The organism is uncultured Amphritea sp. (assembly GCF_937127095.1).
In the GTDB taxonomy this organism is placed as follows: Bacteria; Pseudomonadota; Gammaproteobacteria; order Pseudomonadales; family Balneatricaceae; genus Amphritea.
Genome location: NZ_CAKZLP010000048.1, coordinates 33,640 through 54,726, shown reverse-complemented (window position 1 = coordinate 54,726; position 21,087 = coordinate 33,640). Strand labels below are relative to the sequence as shown.

Here is a 21,087-nt window from a genome sequence, read left to right as displayed (position 1 = left end):
GGCAAAGCCTCCGGCAATCAGTTTTGACCTCCCTGCCAACAGGGTAAGAGTATTGATGCAACATGCTATATTCAACGTTTGATCCGACTTTCAACGATGCTACTAAAGAGCCGATGTTTTTCGGCCACAATGTCAACGTCGCCCGTTACGACAAACAGAAATACCCGATTATTGAAAAGCTGATTGAGAAGCAACTGTCGTTCTTCTGGCGTCCGGAAGAGGTTGATCTGTCAACCGACCGTAAAGATTTTATGGTGATGCCGGAACATGAGAAGCATATCTTTCTCAGTAACCTGAAATATCAGACACTGCTGGACTCGGTACAGGGACGCTCACCCAATATTGCGTTTCTGCCGATAGTGTCGCTGCCCGAGCTGGAAACCTGGCTTGAGACCTGGTCTTTCAGTGAGACGATTCACAGCCGTTCTTACACTCATATTATTCGTAATATTCTCTCAGAGCCCTCTGAAGTCTTCGATACGATTGTCACCAATGAGGAGATCGTTAAGCGCGCGCGCAGTGTTACCCGGCTGTATGATGAGCTGATCGAATTAACCAATGTGTATATGATTCAGGGCCCGGGTGTTCATACCATCAATGGCGAAACCTATGATGTCAGTATGTATAACCTGAAGACTAAGCTGTATCTGACGCTGGTATCGGTTAACGTGCTGGAAGCGATTCGTTTCTACGTCAGTTTTGCCTGCTCATTCGCCTTTGCTGAGCGGGCCATCATGGAAGGTAACGCCAAGATTATTAAACTGATCGCCCGTGACGAAGCGCTTCATCTCACCGGCACTCAGTTTATGCTCAACGTACTGGCGTCCGGTTCTGATGACCCTGAGTTCAAACAGATTGCCAAAGAGTGTCAGCCTCAGGTGTATGAGATCTTCCGCGAAGCGGCCGAGCAGGAAAAAGAGTGGGCTGAGTATCTGTTTAAAGATGGCTCCATGATTGGTCTGAACGCCCGCATCCTGTCGGACTATGTGGAATATATTACTAACGTGCGGATGAAAGCGCTGAATCTGGATGAACTCTTCCCGGCTAAGCAAAATCCGTTGCCATGGATGAATGCGTGGCTGGTCAGCGACAATGTGCAGGTTGCACCACAGGAAGCAGAGATCAGCTCGTATCTGGTAGGAGCAATCGATAATGAAATGGGTGAAGACGACTTCGACGGTTTCGACCTCTAAGGAACGGGTCATGTCAGGAATACCAAGAATAAAGGTCAACAATTTCAGTACCTTCTATTATCAGTATGAATATTCGCTGCTTGATGCTATGGAGGCGCAGGAGATTCCTGTGCCCTATAACTGCCGGGGCGGCTATTGTGGTTGCTGTCGGGTTCGTTTACTCGATGGCGAAGTAGAGGAGGTTCAGGACCCATTGTATGACACGGTTGGAGACGAGATTCTCGCCTGCTGTACTAAGCCTGTCTCTCATGTAGAGATAGAACTGCCTGAAGACTGACTTAGTCAGGCTAGCTGTTTTTTTTGATTGCTTTGTTCAGTGGGTAATAATCAGTTATCCGGTAACCTAAAGGTGTTTTTCAAAAAAGTTCTTAACAGCTTAAAAATTACTCAACTTGCCTGTGGATTGTGCGCCGCAAAAGATACGAAACATAACTGTTGATTATTATAAGTGTTTGAATTTAAAGGTTGCAGTTGTGCTGCGGTGCTTTTGTAGGCAATTTATCTCAGGCCCCGTATCATCGCCCTTGCAGGCACTTACTAAAAAGTAATTCACTGAGTTATCCACAGAATATGTGTATTACACAATACGCTAAAAACAGTAGCCTATTTGTGTAATAACAATGCACAGATAAACTATCTTCTGAACTCTGCGCCAAACTCAGATAGAATGTGCTTTTCTCAAAGACCAGATCAACACCCCCAGGCTCAACATTGATGAACAGAAAGAAGAAGCTTAACAGTATATTGAAAAAGCGCGCGAAGAAGGCGAATGCTAAGTTGCACGTATCGGCAAAACCCCGTTATATTTCCAAGGATGAGCGTGCCAAAATGGATCTCGGGGACGCTGAGGCATGACGGGCGAGCAGAAAAATAACCCTCTGCATGGTGTAACCCTTCAGCAGATCGTGACCGATCTGGAAGCGGAGTTCGGCTGGGAGGAGTTGGGGCGGCGGATCAGTATTCGCTGCTTTCAGAGTGACCCCAGTATTAAATCCAGCTTGAAGTTTTTACGTAAAACTCCCTGGGCGAGAGAAAAGGTAGAACAGTTGTGGGTCCTCATGCAGGAGCGCAAGACTATCTGGAATCGTCCGCAATCCTGATTTTCGCATCCAGTCTCAGTGCTCTCACGCCTGCTCAACGGAGCTATTTTTTCCCGCTGGTAACTCCTCATTCATTACCGCAGTATTCGTGTGACTCTCTCTTGGTCAAGTGAAGGCTCCTAGCAAATGCTATCGAGACCAGGGCCTCTTTGCACGAGCCTTTTTACACAAGCCCTCGTTGAGAGCAGAGTCGTTCCTCCTTCATTGTCGATTCAGGATCAAAGATTGGTTGTCTGCAGCTCATCCAATCTATGTTTACGATTCTGAGTGTTGCTGCCGATGAAAGATTACAGCCATTGTCTTGTCCTGAAATAAAGTGGTTTATCGTGAGCTCCTTAAGCTTATAACCCGGTTTTAATCACCGGGTTGTTGTCTGTTGAGAAGGGGCTGACGTATCAACATTTCAGAGTGCTCTGTCCAGTAATATTTGAGGTTTTTTTATTTCAGACTGTCAGTAAAGTGATACAAAAAGATGTGTTAGTAACTACTTTCATTTTAGCCATTGAAACTATGGGTTTCATCAGATTGCAATATTTAATTCACAGCAGAATTGATTCTTTTTCAGATAGGGATCTGAAATAAAACATAAGTTTTATAAATACCTGTTGAATTAGCTAACTTATTGAAATTTAAGAATTAAAAAATGTTTGTCGTTTATGTGAACGATTTGTTTCCGAACCAATAACCACGGGTGTTTTAGCAATCTACCCCAATACTATGCACAGTTTTATCCACAGAAAATGTGTACAACTACTGCGGTTGATAACGACGTTTTGAGGAGTGAGATTCTGCTTTGCTGACGCTGGAAAATGACAGTTATATGAAAAGTAAATATTGAGTTTACTTGCGATGACTCTGGTCAATTCCTAAACTCCATAAACCTATTAAAGTGCGTCCGTTGCAGCTGCGTTTGAAGTGTCTGTAAAAACTATCGGAGGGGTTATGAAGTTTACCAATGAAGATACCCTGGAAGCTGTTCGCTGGATCAATGAAAAGTTTGATCGCGACGGACGTTTCCCTTCACGTTGTACGCTGAATGAATGCACAAACTATGGGATAACTCTCCAGCACGTGAAAGCCTATAAGGATTGGAGTAAAACCCCTTCAACCAGCGATGCCATAGATAGCTGGGTGAGTAGTTGGCTCAGTTCTGAAGAGATTGATCAGTTACGGGGGCGTTGCAAAAAATCACAATCACTGATTTTTCATAGAACGCTGATAAAACGGTAATCTATAAAATAAACAGGTCATAATGTCTATGAGTCAGCCGGGACTTAATAAGGCTGATCTATTCTGCTTTATCTTTAAACTCACACAGGTCCTCTATCAGGCAGGAGCCGCATCTGGGCTTACGGGCAACGCAGGTGTAACGGCCATGAAGTATTAGCCAGTGGTGGGCATCAATGAGAAACTCCCTGGGCACGAAGCGCATCAGCTTTTTCTCCACCTCAAGAACATTCTTCCCGGGTGCGATCTTAGTTCGGTTTGACACTCTGAATATGTGCGTGTCGACGGCCATGGCTGGCTGGCCAAAGGCGGTATTCAACACCACATTTGCGGTTTTACGGCCCACCCCTGGCAGTGCTTCGAGCGCTTCCCGGTTATCAGGCACTACTGAATCATGCAGATCAATCAGCATCCTGCAGGCTTTGATAATATTCTCGGCTTTAGCGTTGTAGAGGCCGATGGTTTTTATATACGCCTTTAAGCCATCGACCCCCAGTGCATAGATCGCTTCCGGGGTATTCGCTACCGGGAACAGTTTGCGGGTTGCTTTATTCACCCCAACATCGGTTGCCTGGGCTGACAGCGTCACCGCTACCAGGAGTTCAAACGGATTATTGTATTCCAACTCGGTGACGGGTTTGGGGTTCGCTTCCCGCAGGCGGGAGAATATCTGGTGACGTTTAGCGGCGTTCATAACTTCCCGGATGAGCATTTCTGTTAAGGGGAGCTATGTTAGCGGGGACAGTTGATCGGGGCAACTTATCAGCACAGTAGCAATGTGCTTTTCAGTAGATTGCTAACAGAATAAAATCAACCCGGTTGAATCTGCCGGATAGCGCTTTGGTGTTATAGTAATCAGCAGGGTAACGAGGCTATAGTTCGAGGATGTCGTGCAGAGGTAAAGCTCGTGCTGTCGTTAGCACGTGGATCTCTTTTATAGGGTTTTATGATATGGCTGTTTTATATGGTGAGTAGTGTGCCTCTTTCAGAGGAAAAAAAACTGCTGGTAATCTATCGGGTTGAAGCGGGTTGCCTGGGGCCTGAGGGTGGATCGCTGGTTGTGGCGTTTTGTGATTTTGCACAGCAAAGCATCCAATCGCTGGATAGCGACCTGATAAGCTGGAATATCATTCCCAGAAACAGTAAAACAGATCCGGAAATAGAATATAATGTTGTCGGTAAGAGAATAAGCTACGCTCAGGCTACACGATATATAGAGCTTTTCGGCCGAACTTTCGATGGTTTCGAAGCCCATTTGAGTGAGAGAATAGCGCACTATATAGAGGATTTTATGAACCGCTAGCGGCTCTTATCGCGGTGGTCTCGTTATCCTCACCTGACACCTATAGCTATATGGTCATCACTGGCCAGCACCTGTCACCCTTAATGGAATCACAATGAAAAAGACGTTTCACTTAACGCACCCAAAGCTCACTGTTCCCCGGCATGTTGACGCTATCAAACATGAAGTTAAGAAATATATTAGAAGAGAGCGTAACAAGGCATTGCCGGAAAATGCAGATTTCTGGGACTTCGACTGCCGTTTCGGGGTTGATGAGGCAACCAGTGAAATGATCCATCTGTCTGAGATTAATAAAAAGATCTCTGAGATCGAAGCGCAGCAGCTGGAATCCTTTTATCTGGAGATTCTGGCAAAGCCGGGCAATAAACCGGTTTAGACCAGAGTTTTTGGTGCTCTAAGACAAGAAAAGCGACGCAACGTCGCTTTTCTTTTTTGAGAAGGTTCACCATATCTATCAGGCTGTCTGGATCACATAGGCAGGTTGTAAACTGCGTTAATGGCCAGGCGACTAAGATAGATCGTTAGCTGTTTTAATGGCTTCGATGCTCACCCAGTAAACCCACAGATTCTACCTTATCCCGCTTCGCTGCCTTTTTCTCTTTCTGTGTCAGGAGAGGCTTTTTCTTAGACTCTTTCTTACTGTTCTTATCTTTGCTCATTTTAGTGCTCCAGGAAATATTGAATATTTACAGAACAACCACAACCACTCCTTTTCAACAGGCAGATCAGAGTGCTGTTTATAATTGCGACTGTGCCTGAAAAACGGATAGAGAATGATAATGGAGCTTTCGAACTTAGCCGAGGCTACACAGGAGAGATTAGAGATGATGTGCAGGAAGGACGCTTCATCATAGCACGGGAAGGCCCGGCGGAGATACGCTCAGTATTCGTTGTTAAACAGGGTTCGCGGCAGAAAAAATGTACAATTATGTCTTAGTTTTGTAGGTATAGCAGGGCGTTATTTGAAATCAAAAGAGATATGCCTGGCGTTTGGGTGTTAATTTTGGATCTCTGCACGTAATAAGAGAAAAAGCGATCGGAAAGTCGCTTAATCTGTTTTATCTGGTGACATCTATAATTGGTTCTCGCTATCAGCAAAACCTGGAGAGCCCTGAGAGTCGTACGGGTTAGGAAATATTCCCAGTTACCCGCACGCGCCGAGACTCGCCGGTTGGTTCGCTCGGTGCTGCCGGAGCTTTGCGCCGTTGTTCCAGTCGTTTGTCGATGATGTTTTTGACAGCAATTAGTAATCCCATGCCGACAAATGCACCCGGCGGCAGGATCGCAAAGAGGAAGCCGACATAATCATCTAAAATAATGATCTTCCAGCTTTCTGCGCTGGGGCCGAAAAGCAGCTGCATATCGCTGAACAGGGTGCCGAGGCCAAGTATTTCGCGCATGCCGCCCAGCACCATTAGTACCAGGGTGAAGCCGAGCCCCATCATGGCGCCATCCAGCAGGGATGCACCGACCGGGTTTTTAATCGCGAAGGCATCGGCCCGGCCCATGATGGCGCAGTTGGTCACAATCAGGGGGATAAAAATACCGAGGATAGTGTATAGCTCATAGGTGAATGCCTGCATCAGCAGTTCAATACAGGTTACAAATGAGGCGATAATCATCACAAAGATGGGCAGCCGAACGGACTCCGGGATAAATTTTCGGAACATCGAAATGCTCAGGTTTGAGCCCATCAGTACGATGGTGCTGGCAAGTCCCAGTCCCATGGCGTTGACGACGGTACCGGTTACCGCCAGCAGCGGGCAGAGGCCAAGTAACTGCACCAGTGCCGGGTTGTTGTCCCAGAGACCATCGAGGGTGATTTTTCTGTAATCATTCGCCATCGTATTTAGCTCCCGCCGGTTTGGCGTTCAGGTCAGACCTGTTTTCCAGTAGCTCGGTTTTGTGTTCCCGGAAATAATGGATAGCCCGGGCAGTTGCGTTAACCACAGCACGTGGTGTGATGGTTGCCCCGGTAAACTGGTCAAACCGACCACCATCCTTTTTCACTGCCCAGCTGGGATCATCATCCCCTTCATAGTGCTGGCCGTCAAAGTTATGTAGCCAGTCGGACTTTTTCAGCTCGACTTTATCTCCCAGCCCCGGAGTCTCTTTATGGGCCAGAACTCTGACACCGGCAACCGACTCATCCGCATTGATGCCGACGATCATATTGATATTGCCGGTATAGCCATCGGGTGCGGTAACCGGAATGATCACGGTAGCTACCTGACCATTACGGCGGGCCAGAAACGCTTCAACCGGCAGATTGCTGGCGGTCAGCGCCTGCGCATTAATCTCGACGGTATCTTCCAGCAGGTTATTGTCGATGCTCTCTTTAGGCACAATCTGATACAGAGCTTTTGCCCGCGCCTCACGCTCATTAACCTCAATCTGTGCCTTGGTTGATACCTGCGTCAGTGCGATGGCACCGGAGGTAATCACTGCAAAGATACTTAGCCCCAGAGCGCTGTTACGGATAGCAGTAAACATCTCCATTACTTCATCCCCCGGTTCGGTTTAGCGTGGCCGTAGCTGCGGGGTTGAGTGTACTGATCAATAAACGGAGCGCAGAGGTTCATTAATAATACAGCAAAGGCAACCGCATCAGGGTAGTTACCCCAGCTGCGGATGACAAAGACAAGTAGACCGATGCCCGCGCCGAACCAGAGTTTGCCCTTGTTACTGGTGGCCGAGGTAACCGGGTCGGTGGCGATAAAGAACGCGCCCAGCATGGTTGCCCCGGTGGTCAGATGAAAGAACGGATCGGGATACTGGTCTGGCATCAACAGAAAAAATAGCGTCGAAAAAACCGTCAGGCTTACCAGCATCGCAACTGGGGTATGCCAGGTGAATATCTTCTTGTATAACAGGAATACGCCGCCCATGAAATAGGCCGCACTCACCGCATGCCAGGCTCCGATACCGTTGGCCAGCAGGGCATTTTCTACCCACATCTCTTCAGTGGTGAAGCCTCCCCGGTGACGCATGACATCCAGCGGTGTCGCCATAGTATGCGCATCAACAGCGGCCCCGGCAGTGCCAAAAATCGCACTCAGGGTATCCCCCATAGAGAGCACTGACCAGCCTTCGCCAGTCATCACAAAAGGGGCAGCCCAACTGGTCATCTGCACCGGAAATGAGACCAGCAGCAGGGCGTAGGCAACCATGGCCGGATTAAAGGGGTTGTTACCCATCCCGCCATAGAGTTGCTTGGCAATCGCGATAGCGACGATGATACCCACCGTCATCACCCACCAGGGGGCAAAAGGCGGTAGTGCCAGGCCCAGCAATACCGCAGTAACTACTGCACTGTAATCGGTCAGATAGAAGCTCACGGGACGCTTACGCAACTTAACAATAGCGGCTTCCAGACCAAGTGCCAGTAGGGTTCCCCACATTACCTGAATCAGCGTGCCCCAGCCAAAAAAGAAGGTCATTGCCGCCAGTCCGGGAAGGGTGGCGATCAGCACAGTAAGCATCACGCTGCCGGTACTGCCTGCCCGGTGTGCGTGAGGAGATGTGATTCTAATCAGTGCCATTCTGTTTACTCTGGTCTGCCGTTTTTACGTAAACGGATTATTAAAAACGACTATATAAAATAATTAATCGACTATTCGGAAAAACGTTCCAGGGTCGAGTTGAGCTTATCTGCCTGCGCCTGGGCCGCCAGAAGCTCCTCTTCCAGCGATTGTATATTGCCATCTTCAGCTTTACTGAGCGCCCGCTCCGCTTTGGTGACCGCTGCCCGAGCCATCGCCGCATCTATCTTCAACTGTTTCAGGTCGATACCCTGTGCTGCTGCGGCAGCGGCTTTTTCTGCTTCAGCGGCATCCAGAGTGGCTTTGGCCGCATCATGGCGAAGCATTAACGCCTCTATATCCGCAACTAACGCTGGATCTTCCTCGCCTTCGGGTAGCTCTGCCAACAGCTTTTCAGCCTTCTTCAGCTTGGTGCGCATAATGGACACCTGCTGTTTCAGCGTTTTAAGGTCGGTAACGGGTGGTGTATCTGTTTCAGTTACCGGTTTCGTCACTGGGCCGCCGCTCGCTTGTGCCAGTTCGTCCTGCAGGGTTTGCAGTTTATCTTTCAGCTTATCAACCCCTGCGGCCATTTTATCCGCAGCCGGACTGTCGGACTCAACGGCTGCTTTCCAGGCGTTTTCTGCTTTATTAACTTTAGCCTGCATCGCAGAGATATCGGCTTCCAGTTCAGCGGTGTTGATGGTTGCTGTTGTGACTGTAGTTGTGATTGTCGTTGCAGGCAGGGACTGCACATTAGCCAGTTCATCCTGCAGGGTGGTCAGTTTCTCTTTCAGTTTTTCTACACCGGCGGCCATTTTATCCGCAGCCGGACTGCCGGACTCAACGGCTGCTTTCCAGGCACCTTCCGCTTTATCGACTTTAGCCTGCATCGCCGCGATGTCGGCTTCCAGTTCAGACGTATCAACTGCGGCAGCGGCTGTGACTGCACCACTGTCCGCGTCTTTGTAAGCTTTTTCTGCGTTGACGGCTTTTTCCTGCAGCTCTGTGACCTGGGCTCTTAGTGAGCTGATATCACCGTCACCACTCGCTTCCGCTGCTGCTAATAGTTTTTCAGCTTTTTTCAGCTTGGTGCGGGCGATTGCCGCATTGTTTTTTAGTTGTTTCAGATCGGTTTCAGGTGCTGTCTGGCTCTGTACCGGAGTGTTCTGAGCTTCGGCATAAGCTTGTTCAGCCTGATCTGCTTTTACCTGCAGCTGTTGCAGCGTAGCCTGCAGTGGCTCGATACCGTCGAGTCCTTTGTCTTGCGCATTTGCCAGGGCTTTTTCCGCTTTCTTTAGCTTAGTCCGGGCGATTGCAGCATTGCTCTTCAGCTGTTTCAGATCCGCTGTGGCGGCATCCGCCGCACTAGCTGCGGTGGGGGCAGCGCTGGTTTTCAGGGCCGCATCTTTCTTCGCCGCCTGCGCTGCCGCCGCTTCGATGGCGCGCTGCTTGCGGCGTTCTTCTTTTTCAATCTTGTCCCGTTCGAGGCGCTCTAAGCGGGCTTCGAAACGGATTCGTGCATGGTCAGCTTTGCGCTGCTCAGCATCCTCTTTACGAATCTCCGCTTTGGCAAAGCGATAATACTGCACCAGTGGGATGTTACTCGGACAGACATAGGAGCAGGCACCGCATTCGATACAGTCGAACAGATTGTGGTGCCGGGCTTTTTCAAACTCTTTGCCTTTAGCAAACCAGTGTAGCTGTTGTGGCAGCAGTTCGACCGGACATACCTGTTCACACATGCCGCAACGAATACAGGCCTGTGCCGGTGGTTGCGGTGGCATCTCCTCAATAGAACCGGCAATCAGACAGTTGGTCGTCTTGATAACCGGAATCTGCTCGTTGATAACCGTGATGCCCATCATCGGGCCGCCGACAATCAGTCGGTGCATCTGTTCGCGTCGGACGTCAGCATGATCCAGCAGATCGCAGAAGCGGGTGCCGATGCGCACTTCATAATTCTGTTTGTGGCCAGCAGCCTGCCCGGTGACGGTTACAACTCTTGAAATCAGTGGTTCTCCATAGGCAACCGCGCGGTAAATTGCAGTCGTCGTGCCGACGTTCTGGCAAACAATACCGACATCCGCCGGAATTTTACCGCTGGGCACTTCAACATCGGTGAGCAGTTTGATCAGCTGTTTTTCACCACCGGAAGGATACTTCGTCGGTGTGATGACAATATCCAGGTTGAGCGGGCTGTTATCCAGCGCTGCATGCAGGGCGCGGATTGCCTGTGGTTTGTTATCTTCGATACCGACCATGATATGCAGTGGTTGCAGCAGATGTGCGATGATCTCGATACCGCCAAGAATCTCATCAGCACGTTCGCGCATCAGCATATCATCGGCGGTGATATAGGGCTCGCACTCCGCAGCGTTGATGATCAGTGTATTGACGATATGATCATCACCCAGATGCAGTTTCACATCGGTGGGAAAGCCTGCGCCACCCATGCCGGCGACGCCTGCCTGACGGATATACTCGATCAGCGCCGGCTTCGGCAGCCGGGTGTAGTCTTCAAGCCCCTGATGTTCGATCCACTCATCTTTACCGTCTGATTCGATGATCAGACAGCCGGCTTCCATACCGGACATATGCGGCACCGGGTGCGATTCGATGGCGACAACGGTCCCGGAGATAGATGAGTGAATATTCGCGCTTATCCGCCCGACCGCTTCAGCGACTTTCTGACCTTTTAACACCCGGTCGCCGACATTGACGACAGGGTCAGCAGGTAAACCGATATGCTGTTGCAGTGGCAGGACGATGCGCGTAGGAACCGGCGCCAGAGAAATAGGCGCTCCGGTGGACTGCTTTTTGTTTTCCGGAGGGTGAATGCCGCCATGAAAACCATGCACTCTGACCGTATTTTTCATGCGTCTGCCTCCTGAGCGATCCCCGGATGGCGGTCGGTGGCAATTAGTTCTACGCCCGATTTCGGCACTGGCCACTGCCAGCTGTTCAGCGTGGGTTCGATGGGTAACATATCAATACAGTCAACAGGGCAGGGTTCAACGCACAGATCACAGCCGGTACATTCGGACACAATAACGGTGTGCATCTGTTTTGCTGCACCGAGAATCGCGTCTACAGGGCAGGCCTGGATGCACTTGGTGCAGCCGATACATTCATCTTCGCGGATGTAGGCGACTTTCTTAATCTGCTCTTCGCCGTGCTCGGAATCCAGTGGAGTTGCTTCGACATCCAACAGGTCTGCCAGAGCTTCGATGGTGCTTTGGCCGCCGGGAGGGCACTTGTTAATCGCCTCTTCGTTGTTAACAATCGCTTCGGCATAGGGACGACAGCCCGGATGGCCGCACTGACCGCACTGGGTTTGGGGCAGCAGCGAGTCGACCTGGTCAACCAGAGGGTTGCCTTCGACTTTAAAGCGGATTGAGGAATAGCCCAGCAGGATACCGAATACCAGGCCCAGTCCCAACAATACCAGCACGGCAATTAATACAGCGCTCACGGTAACTCCTTAAAACTGAACCAGACCGGTAAAACCGAGGAAGGCGAGTGACATCAGGCCCGCAGTCACCATGCCGATCGCGGTTCCCTGAAACGGAACCGGTACGTCAGCAACGGCGATACGTTCCCGCATGGCGGAAAACAAAATCAGCGCCAGGGAAAAACCCACCGCAGCGCCAAAACCATAGGCGATTGACTCAACAAAGCCGTTCATCTTTTTAATGTTCAGCAGTGCCACACCAAGAACGGCACAGTTGGTTGTAATCAGCGGCAGGAAGATACCCAGTAACTTGTAGAGCAGCGGGCTGGTTTTACGCACCACCATTTCGGTGAACTGCACAACGACCGCAATCACCAGAATAAAGGAGATGGTTTTCAGGTAGGTCAGGTCCAGTGGTTCCAGCAGATAGGTGTAGACGAGATAACTGCAAATTGACGATAGTGTGAGCACAAACGTGGTGGCCAGTGACATCCCCATCGCCGTTTCAAGCTTATTGGACACGCCCATAAAGGGGCACAGACCCAAAAACTGAACCAGTACGAAGTTGTTCACCAGAACGGTGCTGATAATTATTAGCAGATAATCAGTCATAAGATTCGTTACATCATCACCGGTATCGGGCTACCGGTACGGCCTTAAAATTAGAAAGTTCTAAAGTTTACCGATTTTAGCGACTTTCCGGTATAGCTTTATGGTTGATGTGTCTCAATTTTTCTGCACCTGCGTCATGAAAAGCAGCTGTATTTGCCGCTGTACAGGTTAATTCCGGCCTTTAACGATTATCCGGGTCTGAACTGAATCAGACCCGGATAGTATGTCGTTAGTATCGCGCAGAATCAGATTGCGCCGTTTTCGCGTAACAGTTCCAGAATCGCATTGGCCTGAGCCGCGACAGGCTGTGCTGAAGCGTTTAGGCTCAGGTCGGCACTGCCGCCATCCAGATCAACCATCAGAGCAGCATCAGGCAACGCTGTTGTAGCGGCATCGGTGAGCACCAGCAGGCCATTCTCATTGAACAGGCTGATCACCTGGCCGATCTCCGCTGTCACTGTGCTGTTGTTCAGCACCGCCACTGCGCGGCCCTGATTGAACAACTGGCGCTCAGTAGTATACAGCAGGGTATCGCGCTGCTCCTGAGAGCCGCCACGGATCGCCAGAGTCAGTGCTTGCTGACCAAAACGACGCTCCCGGTCCTGTTTGCTGATAGCGCTGGTGGTGGTCACCAGATTGTCGCTGACAATATTGTTTTCACCGTCATCCGCAGCGATCATACCGGCCGCCACGGTGATGTTAGTGAGTCGGTCAATGATGATAAATGAGCCGGTGGTGTGGTGAGAACGGTAATCGTCCGTCACAACCGGGCGCTCGAGGGTGATTTCACAGCGGCCAATCTCATTCAGTTTCAGAGTTGCCGCCGGGTGTGCTTGCTGAGTGTTGACGTCTACGCAGTAACGAATACTGCTGATGCCGCCAGCAACGGTTTGAGTCGCCATTTTGATATCATATTGACGGCCGGGGATCAGTTGCTGTTCGGCCATCCACACAACCATCGCATCAAAGCGGTTGCTGACCTGAGTGTTATCACTGCTGTGCACGATCATATCGCCACGGCTGATGTCGATCTCATCTTCCAGTGTCAGAGTCACCGCCATCGGTGGAAACGCTTCCTGCAGTTCACCATCAAACGAGACAATCGATTTCACCCGGCTGCTCTTGCCAGATGGCAGTACGGTGATCGCATCACCCGGGCGTACCACACCGGAGCCCAGTGTGCCGCAATAGCCACGGAAATCCAGGTTAGGGCGGTTAACATACTGCACCGGGAAGCGCAGCTGCTCGAAGTTCTGGTCATTGGCGATCTCAATCGTTTCCAGATACTGCATCAGTGGCGCTTCTCTATACCACGGCATATTCTCGCTCAGGTTGACGACGTTATCGCCTTTGAGGGCCGATAATGCGACAAAATGGATATCCTTCAGATCCAGATCGGCGGCGAAACTGAGGTAATCCTGCTTAATCTCTTCGTAACGGGCTTCACTGTAGTCCACCAGGTCCATCTTGTTGATGGCGACGATGGTGTGTTTGATACCCAGCAGGGACACAATAAAGCTGTGACGCTTGGTCTGAACCTGAACACCGTGGCGGGCATCGATAAGAATAATCGCCAGATCACAGGTAGATGCGCCGGTGGCCATGTTGCGGGTGTACTGCTCATGTCCGGGGGTGTCAGCGATGATAAACTTACGCTTCTCGGTTGAGAAGTAACGGTAAGCCACATCGATGGTGATACCCTGTTCACGCTCGGCTTGCAGACCATCAACCAGCAGTGCCAGATCCAGTTCCGCACCGGCATTACCGACTTTGGCGTTGTCTGCGTGCAGTGCAGCTAGTTGATCTTCATAGATCATTTTGGAATCGTGTAACAGACGACCGATCAGGGTCGATTTACCATCATCTACGCTGCCGCAGGTAAGAAAGCGCAGTAGTTCTTTGTTTTCATGCTGTGCCAGATAAGCTTCGATATCGCTGGCGATCAGATCGGACTGATGACTCATGATTGTGTTCCGTATTCTTAAATTCTGTACAGTGCTGTCACTGAGGTTCTGTTGGTGGCAACAAAAGCGTTAGAAGTAACCTTCCATCTTCTTCTGTTCCATCGATCCAGCGCCGTCGTTATCGATTACCCGGCCCTGACGCTCGGAGGTTGTGGTCAGCAGCATCTCCTGAATAATCTCAGGCAGGGTTTGCGCGGAAGATTCAACGGCACCGGTTAAGGGGTAGCAACCCAGGGTGCGGAAGCGAACCATCTTCATCTCTGGCACTTCACCCTCGTCCAGCGGTAGGCGCTCATCATCCACCATGATCTCAACCCCATCACGAACCACAATCGGGCGTTCAGCCGCAAAGTAGAGCGGTACAATCGGGATGCTTTCCAGATAGATATACTGCCAGATATCCAGCTCGGTCCAGTTAGACAGAGGGAAAACACGGATGCTTTCGCCTTTATCAATACGGGTATTAAAAGTGTTCCACAGCTCGGGGCGCTGGTTCTTCGGGTCCCAGCGATGGTTCTTGTCGCGGAATGAGAATACCCGCTCTTTCGCCCGGGATTTCTCCTCGTCACGACGCGCGCCACCAAAGGCAGCATCAAACTTATATTTATTCAATGCCTGTTTCAGGCCCTGGGTCTTCATCACATCAGTGTGTTTTTTTGACCCATGGGTAAAGGGGCCAATACCCATATCAACGCCTTCCTGGTTGATATGTACTATCAGATCCATACCTGCTTCTTCCGCCATCTTATCGCGGAAGCTGATCATCTCTTTGAACTTCCAGGTGGTATCAACATGCATCAGGGGAAAGGGCGGTTTACCTGGATAGAAAGCTTTACGGGCCAGATGCAGCATGACCGCCGAATCTTTACCGACGGAGTAAAGCATGACCGGATTTTCAAACTCCGATGCAACTTCGCGAATAATGTGAATGCTTTCTGCTTCCAGCTGACGCAGGTGGGTCAGTCTGTGTTCCGGCAATTGACTCATAGTGATTAACTCTTTCCGCATACCTGATAAATGTCACGGTAGCGCCCAGCGCTGCAGATCCTGATGGATTAGCCAGCATAAGCGATACGCTACCTTATAATGGCGGCTATTATGGCAGATCTATTTTTAAAATCAAAAAGAATATGTTGGAATGTTTTAGTAACTTTTAGGAATAAGAAGGTGCTGCTCTATACGAATGAGTGCTTTACATTTGAGTAGATCTCGCCGTCAAAGTCTCTTATATCAAAAAGGAATTAATAAATTAATAATTATTATTTTGAGTTATAAAGAGCGCTGGCTATTATAGCGCATTCTGATTTTGCGGTAATCCGTCTGAAATATGACGGGCAACTTTTTGTAGTGCAGCTGAGAACGTTGATGGAAATAGCATACAGCTTTGCCGGCCTGGTGGTTGGTTTTATAGTCGGCCTGACAGGGATAGGTGGTGGCGCTTTAATGACGCCCATACTCATTGTTGTCTTCGGTATTCCGCCAGTGACAGCAGTCAGTACTGATTTGTTGTATGCAGCGATTACTAAATTTGGCGGCAGTATCTCCTACGCCCGCAAAAAACTGGTTGAGTGGCGGGTGGTGTTTTTGCTGCTCGGTGGTAGTATCCCCGGATCGCTGCTGACGCTGAATTATCTCGACGGTCTGGGCGGGCTTGAGAAAGTTGAATATCTGATGAACATAACGCTGGGGGTGTCGTTGGTTCTCACCTCTGTGGCGGTGTTTTTCAGAACCCGGATAAGAGAGTCCGTTATTAAGCTTGAAGGCACCCGGTTTGAAAAGCAGGGTCGTCGCTATCGTCCCTATGTGACGCTTATCATGGGGATCGTACTCGGAGCCTTAGTGACTCTCTCTTCTGTGGGGGCTGGTGCGCTGGGCACAGCATTACTTATTCTTCTCTATCCGCGGATGACGATGCAGACGCTGGTGGGTACTGATCTGGTGCATGCTGTGGTGCTGACCAGTGTTGCCGGGGCCGGGCACTATGGGATGGGGAATGTGGATCTCTGGTTGCTGCTATGTCTGGTGATCGGTTCGCTGCCGGGCGTTTTCCTGGGTAGTCATTTTGGCAGCAAGCTGTCACCGAGAGTGATACAGCCCATTATGGGAACACTGTTGCTGGCGATTGGCATGCGCTTTGTACTGGCAGGCTAAGCAACGGGTTGCAAGTGCAAGACTGCATTTTTGAATTGTAATTTTTAAGGGTGAGGGCCGGTTAACCGGCGGTAATAGACAATGTATCAATATAATGAACAGGATCAGAATCTGATCAATGCGCGGGTTGAGCAATATCGCGATCAGACCCGCCGTTTTCTGGCAGGTGAAATTCCCGATGAGGAGTTCCGTGGCCTGCGTCTGATGAATGGTCTTTACATTCAGCGTCAGGCTCCGATGCTGCGTATTGCGGTACCTTACGGTCTGATGAACTCTGTTCAGGTGCGTAAGCTGGCAGATATCACCCGTAAATATGATAAGAACTATGCGCACTTCACCACCCGGACCAATGTTCAGCTGAACTGGCCGAAACTGGAAGAGGTGCCGGATATTCTGGCTGAACTGGCAGAGGTGCAGATGCATGCGATCCAGACCAGTGGTAACTGTCTGCGCAATACCACCACCGATCATTTCGCCGGTGTTATTGCGGATGAGATCGAAGACCCGCGCCCCTGGTGTGAGATGATTCGTCAGTGGACGACACTGCACCCGGAATTTGCCTATCTGCCACGTAAGTTCAAGATCGCCGTCACCGGTGGCCCTGAGGACCGGGCTGCGTCACAGGTGCATGATATCGGTCTGCACATGGTGAAAAATGCAGCAGGAGAGATCGGTTTTGAAGTACTGGTCGGCGGTGGCCTGGGCCGTACCCCGGTGATTGGCAAAGTGATCCGTGAGTTCCTGCCAAAACAGGATCTGCTGACCTACCTTGAAGCGATCCTGCGGGTGTATAACCTGAATGGACGTCGGGATAACAAGTACAAAGCGCGCATCAAAATTCTGGTGAATGCGCTGGGAATTGACGAGTTCAGAAATCGGGTTGATGCCGAGTGGGACGTGATCCGTAACACCGAGTTGGCGCTGACCGATGACTATATCGCCAAAATTAAGGGTTATTTTGCGCCGCACCCCTACGCGTCTGATGCGGTCGACGGTATCTCTGTACTGGAAAACCAGCTGGAAGATAACGCTGAGTTCCGCGCCTGGTATGAACGCAATACCCGTGAGCACAAAATTGCCGGATACCGCGCGGTGGTGATCTCCCTGAAACCTCATCTTAAGCCACCGGGTGATATCACCGATGTGCAGCTGGATGCGGTTGCTGATCTGGCGGATACCTTCAACTTTGGTGAGATCCGCAGTACTCACGACCAGAATCTGGTATTCGCTCACGTAGCAGCCGGTGATCTGTATACCCTGTGGCAGTCTCTGCGTGATCTCAATCTGGCACGGGCCAACATTGGCACCCTGACCGATATGATTGTCTGCCCCGGATTTGATTTCTGCTCCCTGGCGAATGCTCATACACTGGGTGTCGCTGAGCAGATCAACGAAAAGTTTGATGATCTTGATTACCTCTACGGTATCGGTGATATCAAACTGAATATGTCGGGTTGTATCAACGCCTGTGCCCATCACCATGTTGCCCATATCGGTATTCTGGGTGTGGATAAGGGGGGGGAAGATTATTACCAGATTACCCTGGGTGGCTCCTCACGGGAGGATGCGTCACTGGGTAAAATAATTGGTAAAGCGGTGCCTCAGGCTGAGGTTGCCGACACCATTGAAAAGATCCTGCAGGTTTATGTTGCAAACCGTAGTGAAGATGAGCGTTTTATCGAAACCGTTCGCCGTATCGGTCTCGAGCCGTTTAAGGAGAGAGTTTATGCCGCTGTTAATTAATCGTGTGGTCGCTGACGACAGTTGGTTGCTGGTTGATGAAGACAATCTTTCTGCGCACATCGATGAAGACATTGTTGTGCCCTACGAGTTGTTTTCTGCACATACCGACTCTCTGATCAATGCTGCGGGCAAACTGGGTGTGCGTATCAATGGTGATCAGGATCTGAATCTGATTCTGCAGCATCTCGATAAGGTGTCACTGGTTGCCATTGAGTTCCCGGCGTTCACCGATGGACGGGGCTTCAGTTTCGCCAGAATCCTGCGCCGTTCTGGTTTTTCCGGGCAGATTCGTGCCGAGGGTGATGTCACCCGTGACCGTCTGGAGTATATGGAACGCTGTGGTTTTGATGCTTTTGCGATCCCGGCAGATCGTTACAGCGATGATATCGTTAGCGCCTTTGGTGAAGTGCCGGTGCACTATCAGGGCAGTGCTGATGATGAACGACCTATTTTCCGCCAGAACTGATCAGGGCCAGAGCGATGAGTGAACAAATATCCGCCGCACTAGAAGCGAAGATAACCCATACCATATCTGTTTTGCAGCAGGCCGCTGCGGAGTATGCAGAAGGTAAGGTTGTGTTTGCCAACAGTCTGGGTGCGGAAGATGTGGTGATTACCGATCTGATCAGCAAGCATACCCCGAAGATCGGCATGTTTGTGCTGGATACCGGTCGTTTGCCGGAAGAAACACTGAAGCTGCTGACCGACGTGCAGGCACTCTATCGCAATCTGCAGGTTGAGGTGTACTACCCGGAAGCGACCGATGTTGAAGATTACGTCCGCACGAACGGTGTTAATGCCTTCTATGAAAGCCAGGAGATGCGTAAAGGTTGCTGTTTTGTGCGCAAGATCAAACCGCTGAAACGGGCTTTAACGAACCGTGATGCCTGGATTACCGGGCTGCGTCGTGAACAGTCGGTTACCCGCGATGAGATTGGCTTTAAAGAGTTTGACGAAGGTAATGGCATCGATAAGTTTAATCCGCTGGCGGACTGGACTGAAAAAGAGGTGTGGGCTTATATCCACGCCAATAAACTGCCTTACAACGCATTGCATGATCAGCACTATCCAAGTATTGGTTGTGCACCCTGTACCCGGGCTGTGGCTGCGGGTGAAGATGTCAGGGCCGGACGCTGGTGGTGGGAAAACCCTGAAACCCGTGAGTGTGGATTGCATCCTGGAACGCCGCCAACCGGGCAGGCGGAGGCCAAACCGATCAATGTAATGGACTTTCTGCCGAAGTAAATTTATCACCGATAACCTACAAAGCCCGCTACTTGCGGGCTCTTTTCTGCTATCTTTTGATACACTAGCTGTTAAATTCAGGTGAATTAAACATCTGTTTTTCATAGGGTTATCAGCTCTGCACTTTCTGAGGAAGCCTCTTTGGATTATCTGCCGTTATTTTTTAAGCTCAATGATCGGACCGCGCTACTGGTTGGTGGCGGCCAGGTTGCGCTGCGTAAAGCGACCCTGCTAACCCGTGCGGGTGCGAGAGTCATCGTGGTCGCCCATCGGGTTGAGACTGAGTTGGTTGAACTGGTTGAGCAGCACAGTGGACAGGTGATTATTGGTGAATATCACAGTGGCCTGCTGAATGATGCTTATCTGGTGATCGCTGCGACCGATGATGATCAGCTTAATGAACGGGTACACTTTGATGCCGTTGAACGGCATATACCGGTTAATGTCGTCGATAACCAGCCTCTGTGTACCTTTATTTTTCCTGCGATTGTGGATCGCTCGCCCATTGTGATCGGTATCTCCTCGGGTGGTGAGTCGCCGGTGCTGGCCCGTTTGCTGAGAGCTAAACTGGAAACCTGGATTCCTCAGGGGTACAGCCGTCTGGGCAGGCTTGTCGGGCAGTTCCGCCAGCAGGTGAAAGAGACTTTCAGTAACGTCGAACGGCGCCGGATTTTCTGGGAAAAAATTATGCAGGGCCAGGTGGCGGAGAAGGTGTTTGCCGGGCGGGATAAAGAAGCCCGAGCTCTACTGGAGTCAGCCCTGGAAAGCGCGGACCCCGATCATCAGGTCGGAGAAGTGTATCTGGTGGGTGGCGGACCCGGTGACCCGGAACTGCTGACCTTTAAGGCGCTCAGACTGATGCAGCAGGCCGATGTTGTTCTTTACGATCAGTTGGTATCACCGGAGATCGTTGATCTGTGTCGACGTGATGCAGATCGTATCTTTGTCGGTAAACGGCGTGATAATCACGCGGTGCCGCAGCAGGATATTAATGAACTGTTGGTCAAACATGCGTTGCAGGGGCGTCGGGTGTTGCGTTTGAAGGGGGGCGATCCGTTTATCTTTGGGCGTGGCGGCGAAGAGCTACAAACCCTGAAACAGCACAATATCCCGTTTCAGGTGGTGCCGGGCATCACCGCGGCCAGTGCCTGTTCAACCTATGCCGGCATTCCGCTCACCCATCGGGATTATGCTCAGTCGGTCAGGCTGGTGACCGGGCAGTTGAAAAACCGAACCTCTGATCTCGATTTTGATGAATTGGTGCATCCGAACCAGACCATCGTTTTCTATATGGGTCTGCACACGTTGAACTCACTCTGTGAACAGCTGATCGCCCACGGCAAGTCTGCCGATACACCCGCCGCCATTGTCTCAAACGGTACCCGGGCGGATCAGCAAGTATTAACTGGTACCTTAAGCAGCCTGCCGGAGCTTCAGCGTCAGGCTCAGCTTCCTGCGCCTGCACTGATTATTGTTGGCGAGGTCGTGCAGTTGCATGAAAATCTGGCCTGGTTTGGCGAAGAGGTGTTGCACAACCATGGTCTGATTCTGCCGGATGCTCATTAGCGATAGAG

Annotated in this window: 22 protein-coding genes; 12 read left to right on the top strand and 10 right to left on the bottom strand. The window is 50.5% G+C overall.

The window, feature by feature from the left end:
* Positions 1-62: 62 nt before the first annotated feature.
* The 5 genes from nrdB (at position 63) to Q0499_RS10690 (ending at position 3,523) form a co-directional block, all read left to right on the top strand.
* Positions 63-1,193: a class Ia ribonucleoside-diphosphate reductase subunit beta gene (gene nrdB, locus Q0499_RS10710; protein WP_299199138.1), complete on the top strand. Its 1,131-nt coding sequence runs from the start codon at positions 63-65 to the stop codon at positions 1,191-1,193.
* Positions 1,194-1,203: 10 nt separating this feature from the next.
* Entirely contained in the window at positions 1,204-1,470 is a 267-nt protein-coding gene (gene yfaE, locus Q0499_RS10705; protein ID WP_299199136.1) for a class I ribonucleotide reductase maintenance protein YfaE, read from the top strand.
* 437 nt (positions 1,471-1,907) lie between these two features.
* Positions 1,908-2,048, top strand: a complete 141-nt coding sequence (locus Q0499_RS10700) for a DUF2986 domain-containing protein (RefSeq protein WP_299199134.1) — start codon at positions 1,908-1,910, stop codon at positions 2,046-2,048.
* The gene (locus tag Q0499_RS10695; protein ID WP_299199133.1) at positions 2,045-2,293 is read left to right on the top strand and encodes a VF530 family protein; all 249 of its coding nucleotides are present in this window, start codon (positions 2,045-2,047) and stop codon (positions 2,291-2,293) included. The genes Q0499_RS10700 and Q0499_RS10695 overlap by 4 nt, the downstream gene beginning before the upstream one ends.
* Before the next feature lie 942 nt (positions 2,294-3,235).
* Positions 3,236-3,523 carry a hypothetical protein gene (locus tag Q0499_RS10690; protein ID WP_299199132.1) on the top strand — a complete coding sequence of 96 codons (288 nt, stop codon included), beginning with the start codon at positions 3,236-3,238 and terminating at the stop codon, positions 3,521-3,523.
* A 58-nt stretch (positions 3,524-3,581) separates the two neighbouring features.
* Here Q0499_RS10690 and nth read toward each other — a convergent pair whose 3' ends face one another.
* Positions 3,582-4,214, bottom strand: coding sequence for an endonuclease III (gene nth, locus Q0499_RS10685; RefSeq protein WP_299199130.1), 633 nt, complete (start codon positions 4,212-4,214; stop codon positions 3,582-3,584).
* 282 nt (positions 4,215-4,496) lie between these two features.
* Between nth and Q0499_RS10680 the strand changes: the two genes are divergently transcribed.
* Entirely contained in the window at positions 4,497-4,823 is a 327-nt protein-coding gene (locus tag Q0499_RS10680; RefSeq protein ID WP_299199128.1) for a hypothetical protein, read from the top strand.
* Between the two features lie 94 nt (positions 4,824-4,917).
* The gene (locus tag Q0499_RS10675) at positions 4,918-5,199 is read left to right on the top strand and encodes a DUF6172 family protein (protein ID WP_299199126.1); all 282 of its coding nucleotides are present in this window, start codon (positions 4,918-4,920) and stop codon (positions 5,197-5,199) included.
* A gap of 154 nt (positions 5,200-5,353) precedes the next feature.
* On the opposite strand, the gene Q0499_RS10670 is transcribed toward Q0499_RS10675, so the two are convergent.
* From Q0499_RS10670 to cysD, 9 genes are all read right to left on the bottom strand, one after another.
* The gene (locus tag Q0499_RS10670; RefSeq protein WP_299199124.1) at positions 5,354-5,482 is read right to left on the bottom strand and encodes a hypothetical protein; all 129 of its coding nucleotides are present in this window, start codon (positions 5,480-5,482) and stop codon (positions 5,354-5,356) included.
* A 468-nt stretch (positions 5,483-5,950) separates the two neighbouring features.
* Positions 5,951-6,667 (bottom strand): electron transport complex subunit E, encoded by a 717-nt coding sequence (locus Q0499_RS10665; protein WP_299199122.1) that lies wholly within the window; start codon positions 6,665-6,667, stop codon positions 5,951-5,953.
* Entirely contained in the window at positions 6,657-7,322 is a 666-nt protein-coding gene (rsxG, locus tag Q0499_RS10660) for an electron transport complex subunit RsxG (RefSeq protein WP_299199120.1), read from the bottom strand. The genes Q0499_RS10665 and rsxG overlap by 11 nt, the downstream gene beginning before the upstream one ends.
* Entirely contained in the window at positions 7,322-8,365 is a 1,044-nt protein-coding gene (rsxD, locus tag Q0499_RS10655; protein WP_299199117.1) for an electron transport complex subunit RsxD, read from the bottom strand. Before rsxD ends, rsxG begins: the two co-directional genes overlap by 1 nt.
* Positions 8,366-8,436: 71 nt before the next feature.
* The gene (rsxC, locus tag Q0499_RS10650; protein ID WP_299199115.1) at positions 8,437-11,223 is read right to left on the bottom strand and encodes an electron transport complex subunit RsxC; all 2,787 of its coding nucleotides are present in this window, start codon (positions 11,221-11,223) and stop codon (positions 8,437-8,439) included.
* Positions 11,220-11,819: an electron transport complex subunit RsxB gene (gene rsxB, locus Q0499_RS10645; RefSeq protein WP_299199112.1), complete on the bottom strand. Its 600-nt coding sequence runs from the start codon at positions 11,817-11,819 to the stop codon at positions 11,220-11,222. Before rsxB ends, rsxC begins: the two co-directional genes overlap by 4 nt.
* A gap of 9 nt (positions 11,820-11,828) precedes the next feature.
* A complete protein-coding gene (gene rsxA, locus Q0499_RS10640) occupies positions 11,829-12,410 on the bottom strand; it encodes an electron transport complex subunit RsxA (protein WP_299199110.1) in 582 nt (193 codons plus the stop codon).
* A 245-nt stretch (positions 12,411-12,655) separates the two neighbouring features.
* Positions 12,656-14,374, bottom strand: coding sequence for a sulfate adenylyltransferase subunit CysN (cysN, locus tag Q0499_RS10635; RefSeq protein WP_299199108.1), 1,719 nt, complete (start codon positions 14,372-14,374; stop codon positions 12,656-12,658).
* 69 nt (positions 14,375-14,443) lie between these two features.
* Complete coding sequence (cysD, locus tag Q0499_RS10630) at positions 14,444-15,352, bottom strand: sulfate adenylyltransferase subunit CysD (RefSeq protein ID WP_299199243.1); 909 nt, start codon at positions 15,350-15,352, stop codon at positions 14,444-14,446.
* 387 nt (positions 15,353-15,739) lie between these two features.
* Between cysD and Q0499_RS10625 the strand changes: the two genes are divergently transcribed.
* The 5 genes from Q0499_RS10625 to cysG all read left to right on the top strand — a co-directional run bounded on the left by Q0499_RS10625 (position 15,740) and on the right by cysG (position 21,079).
* Positions 15,740-16,525 (top strand): sulfite exporter TauE/SafE family protein, encoded by a 786-nt coding sequence (locus tag Q0499_RS10625; protein WP_299199107.1) that lies wholly within the window; start codon positions 15,740-15,742, stop codon positions 16,523-16,525.
* An 81-nt stretch (positions 16,526-16,606) separates the two neighbouring features.
* The gene (locus Q0499_RS10620) at positions 16,607-18,268 is read left to right on the top strand and encodes a nitrite/sulfite reductase (protein ID WP_299199106.1); all 1,662 of its coding nucleotides are present in this window, start codon (positions 16,607-16,609) and stop codon (positions 18,266-18,268) included.
* Complete coding sequence (locus tag Q0499_RS10615) at positions 18,252-18,734, top strand: DUF934 domain-containing protein (RefSeq protein WP_299199105.1); 483 nt, start codon at positions 18,252-18,254, stop codon at positions 18,732-18,734. The genes Q0499_RS10620 and Q0499_RS10615 overlap by 17 nt, the downstream gene beginning before the upstream one ends.
* Positions 18,735-18,748: 14 nt before the next feature.
* Positions 18,749-19,513 (top strand): phosphoadenylyl-sulfate reductase, encoded by a 765-nt coding sequence (locus Q0499_RS10610; protein WP_299199104.1) that lies wholly within the window; start codon positions 18,749-18,751, stop codon positions 19,511-19,513.
* A 141-nt stretch (positions 19,514-19,654) separates the two neighbouring features.
* On the top strand, positions 19,655-21,079 hold the full coding sequence (cysG, locus tag Q0499_RS10605; RefSeq protein ID WP_299199103.1) for a siroheme synthase CysG: 1,425 nt from the start codon (positions 19,655-19,657) through the stop codon (positions 21,077-21,079).
* The last annotated feature ends 8 nt before the right edge of the window (positions 21,080-21,087 follow it).